12 protein-coding genes and 1 pseudogene are annotated in these 16,212 nt (G+C 69.5%); 3 read left to right on the top strand and 10 right to left on the bottom strand.

Translation table 11 applies throughout. The annotated features are described in order from the left end of the window. Positions 1 to 31: 31 nt before the first annotated feature. Both catC and catA read left to right on the top strand, forming a co-directional pair. Complete coding sequence (gene catC, locus ABD912_RS09600) at positions 32 to 310, top strand: muconolactone Delta-isomerase (protein ID WP_345150336.1); 279 nt, start codon at positions 32 to 34, stop codon at positions 308 to 310. Between the two features lie 159 nt (positions 311 to 469). Further along, positions 470 to 1,339, top strand: a complete 870-nt coding sequence (gene catA / locus ABD912_RS09595; RefSeq protein WP_345150335.1) for a catechol 1,2-dioxygenase — start codon at positions 470 to 472, stop codon at positions 1,337 to 1,339. A 103-nt stretch (positions 1,340 to 1,442) separates the two neighbouring features. Here catA and ABD912_RS09590 read toward each other — a convergent pair whose 3' ends face one another. The 6 genes from ABD912_RS09590 to ABD912_RS09565 all read right to left on the bottom strand — a co-directional run bounded on the left by ABD912_RS09590 (position 1,443) and on the right by ABD912_RS09565 (position 7,891). Further along, a complete protein-coding gene (locus tag ABD912_RS09590) occupies positions 1,443 to 2,057 on the bottom strand; it encodes a flavin reductase family protein (protein WP_345150334.1) in 615 nt (204 codons plus the stop codon). Between the two features lie 124 nt (positions 2,058 to 2,181). Beyond that, entirely contained in the window at positions 2,182 to 2,784 is a 603-nt protein-coding gene (locus ABD912_RS09585; RefSeq protein ID WP_345150333.1) for an NAD(P)-dependent oxidoreductase, read from the bottom strand. A gap of 179 nt (positions 2,785 to 2,963) precedes the next feature. After that, positions 2,964 to 4,247 (bottom strand): aminotransferase-like domain-containing protein, encoded by a 1,284-nt coding sequence (locus tag ABD912_RS09580; protein WP_345150331.1) that lies wholly within the window; start codon positions 4,245 to 4,247, stop codon positions 2,964 to 2,966. A 131-nt stretch (positions 4,248 to 4,378) separates the two neighbouring features. Further along, a complete protein-coding gene (locus ABD912_RS09575) occupies positions 4,379 to 5,047 on the bottom strand; it encodes a GerMN domain-containing protein (RefSeq protein ID WP_345150330.1) in 669 nt (222 codons plus the stop codon). A gap of 114 nt (positions 5,048 to 5,161) precedes the next feature. Beyond that, a complete protein-coding gene (locus ABD912_RS09570) occupies positions 5,162 to 7,015 on the bottom strand; it encodes a bifunctional sugar phosphate isomerase/epimerase/4-hydroxyphenylpyruvate dioxygenase family protein (RefSeq protein WP_345150329.1) in 1,854 nt (617 codons plus the stop codon). 3 nt (positions 7,016 to 7,018) lie between these two features. Beyond that, positions 7,019 to 7,891: a shikimate dehydrogenase gene (locus ABD912_RS09565; RefSeq protein ID WP_345150328.1), complete on the bottom strand. Its 873-nt coding sequence runs from the start codon at positions 7,889 to 7,891 to the stop codon at positions 7,019 to 7,021. Positions 7,892 to 8,186: 295 nt separating this feature from the next. On the opposite strand from ABD912_RS09565, the gene ABD912_RS09560 reads away from it, so the two are divergent. After that, complete coding sequence (locus ABD912_RS09560) at positions 8,187 to 9,170, top strand: LacI family DNA-binding transcriptional regulator (protein WP_345150327.1); 984 nt, start codon at positions 8,187 to 8,189, stop codon at positions 9,168 to 9,170. A gap of 61 nt (positions 9,171 to 9,231) precedes the next feature. On the opposite strand, the gene ABD912_RS09555 is transcribed toward ABD912_RS09560, so the two are convergent. The 4 genes and pseudogenes from ABD912_RS09555 to ABD912_RS09540 all read right to left on the bottom strand — a co-directional run bounded on the left by ABD912_RS09555 (position 9,232) and on the right by ABD912_RS09540 (position 15,624). Further along, complete coding sequence (locus ABD912_RS09555) at positions 9,232 to 10,962, bottom strand: amidohydrolase (protein ID WP_345150326.1); 1,731 nt, start codon at positions 10,960 to 10,962, stop codon at positions 9,232 to 9,234. Next, complete coding sequence (locus ABD912_RS09550; RefSeq protein ID WP_345150325.1) at positions 10,952 to 12,358, bottom strand: purine-cytosine permease family protein; 1,407 nt, start codon at positions 12,356 to 12,358, stop codon at positions 10,952 to 10,954. Before ABD912_RS09550 ends, ABD912_RS09555 begins: the two co-directional genes overlap by 11 nt. Before the next feature lie 42 nt (positions 12,359 to 12,400). Further along, positions 12,401 to 13,894, bottom strand: a complete 1,494-nt coding sequence (locus ABD912_RS09545) for an APC family permease (RefSeq protein ID WP_345150324.1) — start codon at positions 13,892 to 13,894, stop codon at positions 12,401 to 12,403. 240 nt (positions 13,895 to 14,134) lie between these two features. Continuing rightward, positions 14,135 to 15,624, bottom strand: a pseudogene (locus ABD912_RS09540) (aldehyde dehydrogenase family protein). Between the last annotated feature and the right edge of the window lie 588 nt (positions 15,625 to 16,212).

The following is a 16,212-nucleotide window of genomic DNA, read 5'->3' as shown; positions in this document are numbered from 1 at the left end:
AGGCGCACCCCACCCAACCGAAAGGCACCCGATGCTCTACCTCGCCCGCATGGACGTCACCTTCCCCGCCGACCTGTCCGCCGAGCGGATCGCCGAACTGCAGGCCGCGGAGAAGGAGTACTCGCAGGCGCTCCAGCACGACGGCCGGTTCGCCGGGATCTGGCGCGTGGTCGGCGAATACGCCAACTACTCGCTGTTCGATGTCGCCTCCAACGACGAGCTGCACCAGATCCTCAGCGGATTCCCGATGTACGCGTACATGAAGGTCAAGGTCACGCCGCTGGCCAAGCACCCCAACTCGATCCGCTAGTCGCCGATCCATATGCGCATCGTCTCAATCGCGGGTGAATTGGTATTTCACGCGGGGCAATTGGAGCCCTAGATTGGAACAAACGCCACCGTGTGACGCGGAACACCGGCGATCACACCATGGACCACCATGACGGACCACAAAGACAAGGGAGTCGACATGAGCACCGACAAGGGAACCCTGACCGAGGCCGAAGGCACCGCCGCGGCGGCCGGCAACAAGGCCACCGAGCGCTTCCGCGAGTCCGGCAAGACGGCCGCGGTCCAGTCCTCGAAGGAGCGCGTCAACCAGCTGGCCAGCCGCCTGATCAAGGCCGTGAACGACGTCGTCCTCGAGGAGCGCGTGTCCTACGAGGAATACAACGCCCTGAAGGCGTGGCTGATCAAGGTCGGCGAGGACGGCGAATGGCCGCTGTTCCTGGACGTCTGGGTGGAGCACTCCGTCGAGGAGGTCGCCAACGCCCACCGCAAGGGAAACAAGGGCACCATCGAGGGCCCGTACTACGTGCCGGGCTCGCCGGAGCACCAGAGCCCGGCGACCATCGACATGCGCGAGGACGAGCCGGGCGCCCCGCTGCTCTTCCAGGGCCAGGTCACCGGAACCGAGGGCAAGGCCCTTGCCGGGGCCAAGATCGAGGTCTGGCACGCCGACGACCTGGGCTTCTACTCCCAGTTCGCTCCGGGACTGCCGGAGTGGAACCTGCGCGGCAGCTTCATCGCCGACGCCGAGGGCCGGTTCGAGATCAACACCAAGCGGCCCGCTCCGTACCAGATCCCGACGGACGGCGCCTGCGGCCAGCTGATCCACGCCGCCGGCTGGCACGCCTGGCGTCCGGCCCACATCCACCTGAAGGTCTCCGCCCCGGGCCATGAGCTGCTCACCGCGCAGCTGTACTTCCCGGGTGATCCGCACAACGCGGACGACATCGCCTCGGCGGTGAAGCCGGAACTGATGCTGGACGTCCAGCCGGCCGAATCCGGCACGGGCCTGCAGACCACCTACAACTTCGTGCTGGACGAGGAAGCCTAGTCCTCAGGAACGCACAAGCACGACGGCGGCACCCGCGCGGGTGCCGCCGTCGTGCGTTGCGGGGCTCGCCCGCCGCGGTGAGCCCTTCGGCCTGCCCCGCGCGCTAGCGTTCCCCCGACTCCCACTCCTCCAGCGAGATCCGGCGCAGGTGAAGGACCTCCCCGAGCGTGCCGTAGAGGCTGCCGCCCAGCCGGGACAGCGGGTCGAGGCGCTCCGCGGCCGGGCGGCCGCGTTCGTCCAGCACCGCCTGGTCGACGGCGATGTGCCGGACGAGCCCGAGCACCAGGAAGGAGCGGCCCACCGGCACCACCTGGTGCAGCGTGCATTCGAGGACGGCCGGGGAGTCCGCGACGCGCGGGGGAGCGACGACGGCGCTGGCCTCGGTGCGGAGGGAGGCCTCGGTGAACTCGCTGGTTCCGGGCGGGAAGTGGACGGCGGAGGCGTTGACTTCCCGCAGCAGCGAGCGCGGGGCCAGGTTGACCACGAACTCGCCGGTGGCCTCGATGTTGCGCAGGGTGTCCTTGCGCGTCTCGGAGGTGAACTGCACGATGCCCGGGTCCGCGGAGGCCACGGTGAAGAACGAGTGGGGCGCCAAATTGGGGTTGCCCGCCGCGTCGACCGTCGAGACCCAGGCGATCGGCCGCGGGATCACCAGCGAGGTCAGCAGGCGGTAGACGTCGCGGGTGGCCAGCGATCCGGCGTCGTAGTCGATACGCATGCAAGCATCACAGCACAACGGGCCGCCCACCGGCAGTGCGGCAGGCGGCCCGTTCCCCGCCAGCGCGGGGCAGCCGGGTCCCTGCGTGGCGACGAAGTCGACACGAAAGGGCCTGCCCCGCGTGCTAGTTCGCGACCGTGAAGCGGCGGTTCTCGTGCCGCGGGTTTTCCAGCTCGTCCAGGACGGCCACGGCGAAGTCCTGGGTGGAGACCGAGTCGCCGACGGGGGAGTCGGCGCCCAGCTTGTACTCGCCGGTGCGGGTTCCCGGGGCGATCATCGGGGCGGGGGCGAGAATCGTCCAGTTCACGCCGGAGGCATCGCGGTAGGCGTCCAGCACCCGGCTCATGGACTCGGCCTCGGGCTTGAAGGCCTCCGGGAACCCCGGGGTGTCCTTGAGCTGCACGCCGTTGACCTCGGTGGCGCCGGCCCCGCCGACGACGAACACGCGGGCCTTGACCAGGGTCTCGGCGATGTCCTGGTGGGCCGAGACGAACGGCTCGTGGGATTCGCCGGCACGCGAGGGCGGGATGGCGAAAACGACGACGTCGTGCCCGCCGGCGATCTCCTTGTAGGCCTTGCGGTCGCCCAGTTCGGCGGCGCGGGCGGCGGCGCCCTCCACCTCGGAGCCCGTGCGGGTGACGGCGGTGACCTGGTGCCCGCGCCGCAGGGCCTCGGCGACGATCTGGCTGCCGACCATGCCGGTGGCTCCGTAGACTGCGATCTTCATGGATACGTCCCTCTCCGTGGAATGCTGCTCTGCTGAGGTGTGGCTGCCGGAGGACCGGCTCTCCGCAATAGTATTCACGGGTGACGCCGAAGGTGCCGACCCGGACGCTGCGCACGCTCAAGCGCGGCGGACTCCTCGACCGCCGCGTCCGCGCCGAGGGGCGGCCGCAGCCTGGCCGGCTAGCGGGCCGCGATCGCTTCCCGCAGCACCGGGGCCAGCCGGCGGACGCCCTCGTGGATCTTGTCCGCGGCCACCGCGCTGAAGGCCAGCCGCAGCTTGTTGCTGGGCCCGCCGGCGGGGGAGAACGCGGCGCCGGGGATGAACACGACGCCGGCGTCGATCGCCGGACGCAGCAGCGGGTAGGTGTCCACCCCCTCCGGAAGCGTCACCCACACGAAGAAGCCGCCGTCCGGCGTCGTCCATTCCACGCCCTCGGGCATGTGCTCGGCCAGTGCCGCGAGCAGCGCTGCGCAGCGCTCGGCGTAGAGCCCGCGGTAGGCCGCGATCTGCCCCATCCAGTCGTGCCCGTCCAGGTAGTGGCTGATCAGCATCTGGTTCAGCGTCGGCGGGCAGAGGGTGACGGCCTCGCTGGCCAGGTAGAAGCGCCGCTGCAGGTGCTCGGGCACCAGCGCCCACCCGATGCGCAGGCCGGGAGCCAGGATCTTGGAGAAGGAGCCCAGGTAGATGACGTCGTGCGGGTTGTCCGCGCGCAGCGGCACGTTCGGGGTGCCTTGGAACTTGAGCAGCCCGTAGGGGTTGTCCTCCAGGACCAGGATCCCGGCGTTGCGGCAGATGTCCACGATGCGCTGCCGGCGCTCCGCGGCCAGCGTGATGCCGGAGGGGTTGTTGAAGCTGGGGATCGTGTAGAGGAATTTGATGGACGCGCCCTCCGCCTGCAACTGCGCGATCCGTGCCTCCAGCTCCTCCGGGACCAGTCCGTGCCCGTCCATCCTGACCGGTTCCGCGCGGACCTGGTAGGACTCGAAGGTGTTCAGCGCCCCCACGTACGTCGGGTCCTCGCAGAGCACCACGTCGCCGGGATTGGTGAAGACCTTGCAGGCCACGTCCTGCGCGGACTGCGAGCCGGTGGTGACCACCACGTGCTCCGGCAGGGCGTCCATGATGCCCTCGTGCGCCATGACCCGGCAGATCTGCTCGCGGAGCAGGTCGGTGCCCTGCCCGCCGCCGTACTGCAGGGCGGTGAGGCCCTGCTCGGTGATCAGCTTGTAGGCCATGGTGCCCAGCTTCTCCAGCGGCAGCGACTGCAGGAACGGGTTGCCGCCGGCGAGGGAGACCAGGCCGGGGCGCATGGAGATGTCGAAGACGTCGCGCACAGCGGACTGCTTGATGTTGGCGGCCCGGTCGGAGAACAGGTGCTCGTGCCGGTGCGCGGCCTCGGCGCGGGCGATGGAGAGGTCCGCTTCGGTGGACAGCGGCTGCGCGGGGAATGCTGGCATCGTCATGGTCGCATGATAGCAACGGAAGTTCACCAATGGGCAACACTTGTTTTCCATTGGCCTGTCTTTTTCGGTGGCTTGTCCGCGACGGCGCGAGCCGCCGCGGTGTGCCGTTGCGGGCCGGGGCCCCGAAGCCGCTACTTCTGGCTCATGAACTCCTCGATCGGGGTCCCGTCGATCAGGATCACGGATTCCTTGACGCTGGCGGCCGCCTGCGCCGTGTACTTCAGCTGCGCCTGGATGCGCGGGTCGTCGCAGGTGCCGCCGGAGACGGGCTGGCCGGTGAGCTCCACGGTGACGGTGCCGTTCCTGATCGAGGAGGACACGTACTGCAGCGTCGACTGATACAGCGCGTTGATCAGGCCCGTTTCGCCGTACTCGCGGTTCTTGTCGGCCAGCAGGTGGGTGATGGCGGCCTCCACCGGATCGGTGTATTCCACCGGTTCGCTGACCGTCGAGACCAGGCTGTCGCCGCAGCCAATCTCCAGTCCGGACTTCCCGGCGTCGCCCACCGCCACGTAGAAGATGCTCAGGGGGCTGGTGGTCGGGGTCTCGGTGGAGGACGGCGTCGGACTGCCGGTGGCGGGGCCGGTCGCCGGGGCGGCCGCGCTGGTGGTTGCGCCGCCGGTTGCCGGGCTGGTGGCGGTTCCGCCGGGGCCCGAGGGCCCGCAGCCGGCCAGGGCGAGGGCCAGGAGGGCCGCCGCGCCGATGGCCCCCACGTTGAGGGCGGCTCCGCGGCGCGGCGCGGTCTGATGAAACACGGAGTGATGGAACGCGCGGTGGTGGACGGGAGTGCTGGAGGTCATGGCGGGCTCCTCGGGTGAGTGATGCCTTCTCGATACACCCTCGGGTCCGCCCCCACAAGGTCAGGGGACATGGTTCCGGCGAGGCCCCTGCCAGGGCCCCGCCGAAGCCCCGCCCTACCGCCGCCGCAGGCGGTTGCGCTCGTACTGGGCGGCCAGCCGGACCGGGGCGTTCTGCGCCCCGTAGCCCTCGTAGCCGTGCCGGCGCTCGACGACCTCCAGGAACAGGTTCCCGATGGTCTCCGTGTAGAAGTGGAGGAACTCGCCGTTCCCGTCCCGTTCGTAGAGCAGGTTCAGTTCCTGGAGCGTGGCCAGCGTTGGCGCGTCCAGCGGGTAGCGGGCCGCGAGGTCCTCGTAGTAGTTCTGCGGGACCTGCAGGAAGTTCATGCCCGCTGCGACGGCCCGGCGGGCGACCGCCAGGATGTCGGAGGCCTGGAACGCGATGTGCTCGGGGTAGGACTGCGGGCCGGACGCGGCATCCTCCAGGACGTGCGGCACGATGTTCAGGGCCAGCCGCACGGAACCGTCGGCGGTGCGCATGACCTGGCTGCGCACCAGGCCCATCGGGCTGGGGACCTCGGTCGCCGGACGGGTCTCCAGGCGCAGCACGCTCTCGTAGAACAGCACGGCCTCGTCGAAGGACTGCCACGGCTGGGCCAGGTTCACGTGGTCGACCCGGGTCACCAGGTCCCCGGCATTACCGGAACCGCCAGGACCGCCCGAACCGCCGGCGCCGAACTCCTCCACCCAGGCCGGCCGCTGCGCGGTCGGGGCGAAGAACACCTCGGTGCCGTCCGGGGCGCTGACTCCGCGCAGTTCCTGCTCGTCGGCGGTGTTGTGGCGCGCGACCGGGGTGGCCTTGAGGCCGACGGCGCGCTCGACGGCGCCGTGCGGGTCCTCCACCTGGAAGCCCAGGCCGGAGATCGCCGGGGCGGCGCCGCCGGCGCGCTGGCCGTTGAGGATGACGCGCACCCCGCCCTGCGCCCACAGCTGCACGGGCTTGCGGCGGTGCTGGCCGCAGAACTCGAAGCCCAACTGGGCGAGCATCCGGGCCACGGATTCGGGCTCGTCGGTGCGGATCTCGGCATAGTCCAGGCCCGCCGGGGGCCGGACGTCGGGCATGGTGCGCAGCTCCATGGGGTGATTTTCACCGTGCAGTCCGGCGGCGGCGCGGTCCTGCAGCCACAGCAGCGAGCGCAGGCCGTCGACGGCGGTGCGTTCGACGTCGGACTGGCGGAAGACGTCGTTGAAGATCTCCAGCGAGACCGGCCCGTCGTACCCGGAGCGGACCAGGTGCTTCATGAATGCGACCATGTCGAAGCCGCCCTCGCCCGGGAACACGCGGTAGTGGCGGCTCCAGGAGAGGATGTCCATCGAGAGCACCGGGGCATCGGCGAGCTGGACGAAGAAGATCTTCGCGGCCGGAATGTCCTCGATGCCCGAGGGATCGTCGCCGCGGGAGAGGATGTGGAAGCTGTCCAGGCACAGGCCGACGGCGGGGTGGTCCACCTTGCGGACGATCTCCCAGGAATGCCCGTACGTGTTGACGAACTTCCCCCAGGCCAGGGCCTCGTAGGCGATGCGGACGCCGTAGGACGCCGCGAGGTCGCCGAGCCGGCGGAGCTGCTCGGCGGCGAGGCCGTCGTCGTCGATCGTGGCCGTGCCGACGTTCGAGCACAGCAGCATGGTGTCGATGCCCAGGCGGTTCATGAGCCGGAACTTGGCCTCGGCCCGGCGCAGGTTCTCCAGCAGGACCGCCTCCTCGACGCCCTCGAAGTCGCGGAAGGGCTGGTAGAGGTCCAGGGTCAGGCCCAGCCGGTCGGCGCGGGCCCGGATCTCCTCCGGGGAGAGCGGGGAGACCAGCAGGTCCTGCTCGAAGATCTCGATCCCGTCGAAGCCCGCGCGGGCGCAGGCGAGCATCTTGTCCTCGAGCGTGCCGCTGATGCAGACGGTGGCGATGGAGGTGCGCATGGTCTACAGGCCTCGTTCCAGCATGTCCAGGAAGTGGGCGCGCATGCGCGCGGCGTCCGGCTCCAGGCCGGTGATCAGCCGGAAGGCGTCGACGGCCTGGCCGACTGCCATGTGGCCGCCGTCCAGCGTGGCGCAGCCGCGGGCGCGGGCGGCCTTGATCAGTTCGGTCTCGACGGGCCGGTAGACGACGTCGGCCACCCAGTGGCGGGGCTCGAGCAGTTCGGGGTCGATCGGCAGCCCGGGATGCTGGTGCATGCCGACCGGGGTGGCGTGGACCAGCCCGTCGGCCGCGGCGAGCTCTGCGGGAACGTCGGCCGTGGAACGCCCCTCGATGGTCCGGTCCGGGAAGAACTCGGAGAGGGCCTCGGCCCGTTCGGCGGCCCGTGCGGGGTCGAGGTCGACCAGCACCAGGTGCCGCACGCCCAGCGAGAGCAGCGCGTGGGCGACGGCCGATCCGGCCCCGCCGACGCCGATCTGCACCACGCGGTCCAGCTTCGCCTCCGGCAGCCCGTTGCTCAGCCCGCGGCCGAAGCCGGTGCGGTCGGTGTTGTAGCCGTGGAAGGCGCCGTCGCGGATGACGACGGTGTTCACGGCCCCGAGCCGCTGGGCGTCCGGGTCGATGACGTCCAGGTGTTCGAGCACCAGCTGCTTGCACGGGTGGGTGATGTTGAAGGCGTTGAAGCCGAGGTCGCGGCCGGCTCGCAGCAGTTCGCCCACGTCCGTGCCCGGGCGCTTGATCTCCAGCAGGTCGATCGGCCGGTAGAGGTAGAGGAGGCGGTGGGCGGCGGCCTCGGCCTCGTGCATGGGGGGAGTGAGTGACGGGATGACGCCGTCGCCGATCAGGCCAACCAGGTAGGACTCGTCGAGGGTGCTCACGTTCTGGGATCTCCAACTCCACTAGAACCGGACGAATGGAACCGGACTGGGAGGCGCACTGGCGCCGCCGTCCGGCGAGACTCCTGCAACCGCGTTCTTGCAAATTAATGAAAGCGGTTGCAGATGCCTTGTATTCCGAGTGTAGCTTGAATCACGCGCCCGTCACAGCCCCGTGCGCCCCTGCGCCGACGGCGCCCGCCTTTAGGGCTCCATGCGCCCGCGAGGTCCGGGGAGCGGTGCCCTGATACTGTCTAGTTGCCTGCAACCGATTGCACCTTGAAAGCGTGATGAGCCCATGGCCCGAGCCACCCTCCGAGACGTCGCACAGAAGGCAGGGGTTTCCGCGTCCACCGTTTCGCGGGTCTTCAGCAGGCCGGAAATGGTGGCGGCCGACGTGCGCGAGCGGGTCGAGGAAATTGCCCGGGAGCTGCGCTACCTCCCCAACCCGATCGCCCGCGGCCTGGCCAGGCAGCGGACCGGGAACCTGGGGGTCATCGTTCCGGACATCGCCAATCCGTACTTCACGCCGCTGGTGAAGTCCCTGCAGTCCGATGCCCGGGCGCGGGGGTGCAACGTCTTCGTGGCGGACACCGACGAGCACGCCTCCCGGGAGCGCGACCTGGGGATCGCCATGTCCCAGCAGGTCGACGGGATCGTCCTTGCCTCGCCCCGCATGGGCGACGACGAGGTGCGGGCCCTGGCCGCGGACGTCCCGCTCATCACCATCGGCCGCCTGGTCGAGGGGGTTTCCGGGGTGGGCACCCCGGCCAACAACGGCATCCGACAGGCCGTGGAACTCCTCGCGGCCCAGGGCCATCGGCGGATCGCCTACCTCGACGGGCCTCCGCAGTCCTTCGTCGCGGTCCAGCGCCGCGGGGCGACGCTGGACGCGGCCGAGGAATTCGGCTGCTCCGTCGAGGTCTTCGGGCCCTTCCAGGCCGCGGTCAATGCCGGCCGGCGCGCGGCGGACCTGGTGCTGGCCTCGGACGTGACCGCGGTCATCGCCTACAACGACCAGATCGCGTTCGGCTGCATGGCCCGGCTGAAGGAGTGCGGCCGGCGCATTCCGGAGGACTACTCGATCGTGGGCATCGACGACAGTTCGGTCGCCGAGTACTGCGAGCCCCGGCTCACCACAGTCCGGGTGCCGATCGTGAAGGCCGGGGCCCTGGGCCTGGACATCCTGTGGGACCTGATGAATTCGCCGCGGGACCGGACCCCGATCGTGGAGGAACTGGAAGCGGACCTGGTGGTCCGCCGCAGCACCGCGGCACGCTAATGCGCCGGCTTTCCCGGTCCGACGCCGCCCGGCGGCGTCGGACCGGCTCGACACGGTACAGCTAGGACCCCGCGGCCGCCTTGGCGGCACTCGCGGCATGGACCGTCCGCCCCGCGACCCACGTGCGGGCCACCCTGGCCCCGGGGAGGTCTCCGACCTCGGTCACGCGCCGGTCCAGGGCGATGAGGTCCGCCTCCATTCCCACGGCGATGGTTCCCGTCCGGTCGCCATATCCGTTGGCCCGTGCCGAACCGGAGGTGTAGGCCTCCAGGGCCTGGGAAAGCGTCAGGCGCTGCTCCGGGTTCATCGGGTCGCTGTAGGAGGAGGGCAACACGCCGTGCGGATCGCTGGGCGGCGCGGTTCTGGTAACCGCCGTGTAGATCCCCCACAGGGGGTTCATGCTGCTCACCGGCCAGTCGCTGCCCATGGCGAGCGCGGCGCCGGCACCCTGCAGTGCGCCGAAGGGGAAGTGCATGGCTGCGCGTTTGAGGCCCAGCAGGGGAAGCTTGCGCTCGATGATCTCCTTGTCGGCACGGGCCCAGAGGGGCTGCAGGTTCGCCGTCACGCCCAGCGCGGCGAAGCGGGGCACGTCGGCCGGGTCAACGACGTCCACGTGCGCGATCTGGTGCCGCAGCCCACTCGGCCCGTTCCCGTGGCGCGCCGCTTCGACCGCGTCAAGGCACTCCCTGACCGCCCGGTCCCCGACGCCGTGGAAGTGGGCCGAGAAGCCGGCGGCGTCCAGGGCGGTGACGATCTCCTTGAGCTCAACAGGATCGATCATTGACGGCCCGGAGGGCTCGCCCGGCCGTCCGTCGACGCCGGCATAGGGCTCCAGCATGGCGCCGGTGCACGATTCGCAGATACCGTCCTGCATGATCTTGACCGTGTCGAATCGGACCTTGTCGTCCCAAGCAGTGTCGCCCTCAGCATCGTCGCCCCAGGCGCCGTCGCGCAAGGCCTTGAATTCCTCGATCTGCTTCAGGCCCTTTTCCCGATCCCACCACAGCGCGCCGGTGACGCGGGACGTCAGGGCGCCCGAGGCCTGCAGGCGGCGGTAGGTGCCGGTGGGATCGGGCAGGTGCAGCGCGCGTCCGACCAGGGCGTCCTGCCATCCCGCAATCCCGAAGGAGTGAAGGTGTTGCTGCGCGAGCAGGTAGGCGGCGTCGAGTTCGGCCGGGGCGGGGTCCGGCAGCAGGTGGGAGACCAGGTCGATCGCGCCCTCGAACAGCAGGCCGTCGGGCGTGCCGTCCGGATCCCTGCCGATGCGGGCCCCGAAGGGGTCTTCCGTCGCCGCGTTGATTCCCGCCAGGCGCAGGGCGGCGGAGTTGACCCAGGCGCAATGGTTGTCGTGGCTTGTCAGGATGGCGGGATGGTTCGGTGCCCACTGGTCCAGGAGCCGGCGGTGGGGTTGCTTCCCGGGGAAAACGTCGGAGAACCATCCGCCCCCGCGCAGCCAGCGTCCCGCCGGCAGGCCGTCGGCGTAGGCGCGGACGATGCCTTCGTACTTTGCGAGGTCATGGACGTCGTTCAGGTTGCACCAGGTGAGCTCGAGCCCGCCGGCGAGGGGATGGACGTGGGAGTCGTGGAACGCCGGCCAGAGACTGGCTCCTGCCAGCGAAATGACGTCCGTCGCCGAACCGGCCGTGGCCACGACCTCTTCGGCGGGGCCGACGGCACTGATGCGGCCGTCGATGCCGACCGCCACCGCGGAGCGGCCTTCGGATTCGTCGCCCCAAAGCGACGCGTCCGTGACGATGAAGGCGGGGGACTGGGGGAGTGGGTTAGGGCTCAACGGCCATCATTCCTTCGAGAGTGGTGATTTCCTTGGCGCCGACAGTGCGTTTGGTCCAGGCATAGTAGAGCCCGCCGCTGACGATCAGTCCGAGGACCCAGGCAATGTCCACGAAGGCGAGGCTTTCCGCCAGCGGGCCGGTGTAGAGGGTGGTGACCATGAAGGGCCACTGGACCAGGAGTCCGACGACGAACGACGTGCAGGCTGCCAGGTTCCACGTTCCGTAGCTGCCTCCATCACGCCGGAACATGTCCGCGACGACGTAGTTGGCATGGCGCACCAGGTAGTAGTCAACGAGGTTGATGGCCGACCAGGGAACCAGCGCGTACAGCAAAAGCAGAATGAAGTCCTTGAAGAACAGGAGGAAGCCGTCCTTGCCGGCGAAGGCGATGGCCACCGCCGTGACGGCGTAGAGCACGGTGAACACGAGCCGGGCGCTCACGGAGATCTTCAGCTTGGGCAGGAGGGTGTCCACCACCGAGAGCGCGCTCAGGACACCGGAATAGATGTTGGCGGCGTTGCCGAGCCCGGCGCAGACCGCGAAGGCCAGCAGCACGAGGCCTCCCCAGCCGTCGAGGGCCTGGTTCAGGGCGCCCATCACGTTGCCGTCCGTGGCAAGCGGTCCGACGAGGGCTCCAAGAATCATGACCAGGATCGAGCTGGAAACGCAGCCGAGGTAGGTGGCCCAGAAGGCCGGGCGCGACCCCGTCTCGACCGGCAGGTACCTGGAATAGTCCGAAACGTAGGGGGCATAGGCCAACTGCCACACCGCGCCCACCGCGAACATGCCGAAGAATCCGGCAACGCTGAAGCTTCCCTGGTTCGCCGCGGCCACGGTCCCGAGGTTGCTGAGCACGACGGCGTAGGACAGCAGCACCATGGCGGCGACGATGATGCCCGAGACGGTGACGATGCGGGTGATCCACCGGAATCCCACGAGCGCGACGGCCGTTGCGCCGATCGCGCAGCAAGCCAGCGCGACGCCGGAATCGATCGCGGGGATGACTTCATGGATGGAATCGCCGGACACGACGAGGTTCGAGGCAAAGAAGCCGAGGAACATCACCATGGCAATGAGGGTGACGATGCTTGCGCCCCGGTAGCCGAACTGCGCCCGGGCCTGCAGCATCTGCGGCACGCCCAGCTGGGGCCCCTGCGCGGCATGGAGGCCCATGAAGACGCCACCGGTCACATTGCCCAGCACAATGGCAACGATGCTCCAGCCAATGGAGAGCCCGAAGACACTCGTGGCCACGGCGCCCGTCACGACGGTGAGCGGCAGCATGTTCACCCCGAACCAGAGGCCGAAAATGCCTTTGGCGGAACCGCGCCGTTCGTCGGGGGGAATCTGCGCGATGTGGTGCTGCTCAAGGAACGCGATCTGTTTAGCGGCCATCGTGGGCCCTTTCCGTTCTGGGTGTGGGTTGGGGTGGAAGGGCTACCGGCGCACGGCATCGGAGGGGGCGGAAGTCGTCCCGGCGTCTGCCGGGGTGGCTTCCCGCACGCGCCGGCCGCTGACGTACCCGGCCAGGCCGAGGGCCAGGATGCAGCCCAGCGTCCCCAGCGCGAACCCCGTGAAGGCTCCTTGGGACAGGCCCCAGGTCTCCTCGAAGTCGTAGCTCAGCCCGAAAAGGGTGTCGAGGGTGCCGGGGAAGACCGCCACCCAGGAACCCAGCAGGATCCAGGCGAAGCAGACGGCGCCGAGGCCCGTGAAGACTGCGTCGGGGACCGGCACCCGGAAGGGGCGGGCCACCGCGGGGTACTTGGTGCGCAGCCGCACCGCGGCGGGGATGGCGATGAGGTAGCTCAGCAGGAACGTGGAAATCGAGATGGTCAGGACCACTCCGAACAGGGCGCTGCTGGTGCCGGAGAGCTGCATGGCGGCCAGCATGAACAGGGTGGCGACGATGCCCGAGAGCGCATTGACCCGGAGCGGGGTTCCCAGCTTCGGGTGGAAGCGGCCGAAGAACCCGCCGAAAAAGGAACCGTCCGCCGCGGCCATGGCCTGCATACGGTCGCTGATGATCATCCACGCGGCTCCCTGGGCCACCAGGACGAAGCAGAAGACGACGGCGGACACCGCCAGCATGGCGTCAGCCGCGGGTCCGAAGACGGAGTAGACGGTGGCGATGGCGCCGAAGAGGCCGCCGACGCCGGTGATTTCATCCAGGGGCACCACCAGCAGGATCGCCAGGATCGGCAGCAGGTAGCTGGCCGCGGCAATGATCGAGGAGCGCGCGACGGAGACGGGAACGTCCTTGGCGGGGTTCTTCATCTCTCCGGCGGCGCTGTTGCCGGATTCGAAGCCGAGGAAGGAGAACAGCAGGAGCGGCGTGACCCCGAGGAACCCCGTGAGCGTGGGCGCGAAGAAGCCCAGGGAGAGGCCGTTGAACCCGTGCTGGAAGCCGTACACCAGGGTGACGATGAGGAAGAACGCCAGGAAGGCCACCTTCAGGATGGCCCCCAGGGAGGGCAGCCACTTGCCGTGTTTGAGGCTGATGACGGCGCTGGTCACCGTGATCCAGATGAAGGCCAGCTTGAAGAGGTAGTCGCCGACGCCTCCGTGCTCCACGGGGGAGACGTATTCGGACCACGTCTCCACCGCGACGAAGGCCATGGCGCCGCCCACCCAGACGGGCTGGGTGACCCACGTGAACAGCGCGGCGATGGCGGCCACGAGCCGGCCGAAGGCCATGCGCGTCCACACGTAGACCCCTCCCTCCTCGGTGAACGCGCCACCGGTCTCCGCGAAGATCAGGCCGTAGGGGATCATGAAGGTGACGGCGAGGATCAGGGTCCAGGTGAAGGTCTCCCCGCCGAAGCCGGAAACCTGCCCCAGCACCTCGATGGAGACAACGGCCGCCACCACGAGCAGCAGGACGTCGAACCGGCCCAGGGATTTCTGCAGATGCTGGCTTTGTTCTTGTGCCAAAGCCGTCGATTGGAACGAATTGTTCACGTGAGTCACTCCTCCGAACGGGGGACCGCTTGGGCGGTCGAATGCGGGATTGGCCGCGTTGAAGTCAGCGTAGGAGCGTGGCCTGCATCACGTAAACAAGCGTTTTCCGATCCTCTGCATCTGTTTTGTAGATGATGAAATAGACGGTGGCGCGTCCGGCGGAAGCCTCTTCCGCCGGACGCGCCACCGCTTGCCCGAATCACCTGAACCGGCTCAGCCGAACTGGATCCACGTCGTCTTCGGAGCCGTGTAGTTGTCGAAGGCGTGCAGGGACAGGTCCCTGCCGAACCCGGACTGCCGGAACCCCCCGAAGGGCGTGGTGTTCCCCAGCGCGTCCACCGTGTTCACCGAGACGGTGCCGGCCACCAGGCCGCCCGCGACCCGGTGGGCGCGCCCCAGGCTGGACGTCCACACCGAGGCCGCCAGCCCGTAGTCCGTCGCGTTGGCCAGCGCCACCGCTTCGCTTTCGGCGTCGAAGGGATGCACAACGGCGACGGGACCGAAGATCTCCTCCCGGTGGACGGCGTGGTCCGCGGGCAGGCCGGCGATCAGCGTCGGCTCGAGGTAGGCGTTGGAGCCGGAAATCTCCACCCGGTTCCCGCCGAACAGGACCGTGCCGTCCGCGGCGCCGCGCGGGACCCATGCTGAAACGGCGTCGGCGTGGGCGGTGGAGATCAGGGCCCCGTTCCCTGCAACCCCCGCGAGCGGGTCGGCCGGCCGGTAGCCCGCCGCCGCCTCGGCCAGGAGCTGCACGAAGTCGTCGTAGATGGGCCGCTCGACCAGGATGCGGGAGTTCGCCGAGCAGACCTGGCCGTTGTTGTAGTAGGCGCCGAACGCTGCCTTCGCGGCGGCCGCCGCGAGGTCGCCGGTATCGGCAAAGACGATGTTCGAGCTCTTGCCCCCGCCTCGAGGCTGAGGCGCTTGAGGTTGCTGCGCCCGGATGCCTCCAGCAGGGTGCGGCTCACGCCCGTGGAGCCGGTGAAGGCCAGCGCATCGACGTCCATGTGGTGGGCCAAGGCGGTCCCCACCTCGCGTCCCGAACCGGTGACCACGTTGAGGACCCCCGCCGGCAGGCCGGCCTCGACCGCGAGCTCCGCCGCGCGCAGCGTGCTCAGGGAGGTCTGCTCGGCCGGCTTGAGGACCACCGTATTGCCGGAGGCCAGGGCGGGGCCCAGCTTCCACGCCGCGATCTCCAGCGGGAAGTTCCAAGGCACGATCGCCGCCACGACGCCCAAGGGTTCCCGGCTGACCTGGGCGACGGCGCCCGGCGGCACCGCGGGAAGCTCCCCGGCCAGCTTGTCGGCGGCCTCGGCATACCACCGCAGGCACGAGATGGCCCCGGGCACGTCGACCGTGCTGGTTTGGAGAACGGGGCGTCCGCTGTCGAGGCTCTCCAGCAGGGCGAGCTCCATCGAGTGCTGCTCCAGCACCGCGGCCCAGCCGAGCAGGGCCTCCTTTCGCCCCTCCGCGCCCATCGCCGCCCAGGCGGGCTGGGCCCGGCGCGCGGCGGCCACCGCCCGGTCGACGTCTTCGGCCCCGCAGGCGGCCAGTTCCGCAAGGGCCGATCCGGTCGCCGGGTTGGTGGTGGGGCGCGTCCTACCGGACAGCGCGGACGTGCGCTCGCCGCCGATGAGCGAGCGGCCATCGGGGCGGAGCCTGCTGGCCCTTTCGGTCCATGGGGTCAAGGTCTCTCCGATGGTCATGGTGGTTCTCCTCTGGGTGGGGATGGGTCGGGCTTGCTCCCCGGGCGCCCGTTCGGGCCCGGCGGAGCAGGCCGGCGGCGCCGGCCATGCAGAACACTTCGACGGCCACGACGGCGAGCATCGCCTGGGCGTGCAGTGTTTGTGAGTGCGTGGCCGCGGCTGGCAGCGGGCCCGGCAGCGCTTCATGGTGTCCGGCGTGCCCGCCGTGCAGCGTCAGCCACGCCATGTGCACCAGGACCATGCCGGCGGACATGAACAGCAAGTGGGTCGCGGCGCAGGAACCGCCCCGGCCCCCAGTCCGCAGGTGGATCAGGCACGTCAGACAGGCGAGGGCCATGCCCCCCATGCCCCAGGCCATCGCGCCCCCGGCTGCCGCCGCGGCGCCCACGTGGGCGGCCGACCCGATGAGCACCAGGGCCGGGAGCGCAAGCCCGCAGGGGTTTCCCCCGGAGCCTTTTGCGGCCATCACGTCACTCCTCGTTGCGGACGGGTGACGACGCCGGCCTGGCCCGATCGGCCCTTTACGGCGACCCGTGACTTGGCTAACATCATCTTGGTTGAACAGTTGTATCACCAAAAATTCCCGAC

Origin of the sequence: Arthrobacter ginkgonis, assembly GCF_039540195.1 — a bacterium.
In the GTDB taxonomy this organism is placed as follows: Bacteria; Actinomycetota; Actinomycetes; order Actinomycetales; family Micrococcaceae; genus Zafaria; species Zafaria ginkgonis.
The sequence above is the reverse complement of the archived record's forward strand: the minus strand, read 5'-3'. Positions and strand labels throughout refer to the sequence as shown.

Bases quoted from the DNA above. Each gene is read 5' to 3' on its own strand.
- ABD912_RS09550 (WP_345150325.1), bottom strand. From the start codon at position 12,358: ATGGCCGCTAAACAGATCGCGTTCCTTGAGCAGCACCACATCGCGCAG.
- catC (WP_345150336.1), top strand. From the start codon at position 32: ATGCTCTACCTCGCCCGCATGGACGTCACCTTCCCCGCCGACCTGTCC.
- ABD912_RS09575 (WP_345150330.1), bottom strand. From the start codon at position 5,047: ATGACCTCCAGCACTCCCGTCCACCACCGCGCGTTCCATCACTCCGTG.
- ABD912_RS09560 (WP_345150327.1), top strand. From the start codon at position 8,187: ATGGCCCGAGCCACCCTCCGAGACGTCGCACAGAAGGCAGGGGTTTCC.
- ABD912_RS09585 (WP_345150333.1), bottom strand. From the start codon at position 2,784: ATGAAGATCGCAGTCTACGGAGCCACCGGCATGGTCGGCAGCCAGATC.
- ABD912_RS09590 (WP_345150334.1), bottom strand. From the start codon at position 2,057: ATGCGTATCGACTACGACGCCGGATCGCTGGCCACCCGCGACGTCTAC.
- catA (WP_345150335.1), top strand. From the start codon at position 470: ATGAGCACCGACAAGGGAACCCTGACCGAGGCCGAAGGCACCGCCGCG.
- ABD912_RS09570 (WP_345150329.1), bottom strand. From the start codon at position 7,015: ATGCGCACCTCCATCGCCACCGTCTGCATCAGCGGCACGCTCGAGGAC.
- ABD912_RS09580 (WP_345150331.1), bottom strand. From the start codon at position 4,247: ATGACGATGCCAGCATTCCCCGCGCAGCCGCTGTCCACCGAAGCGGAC.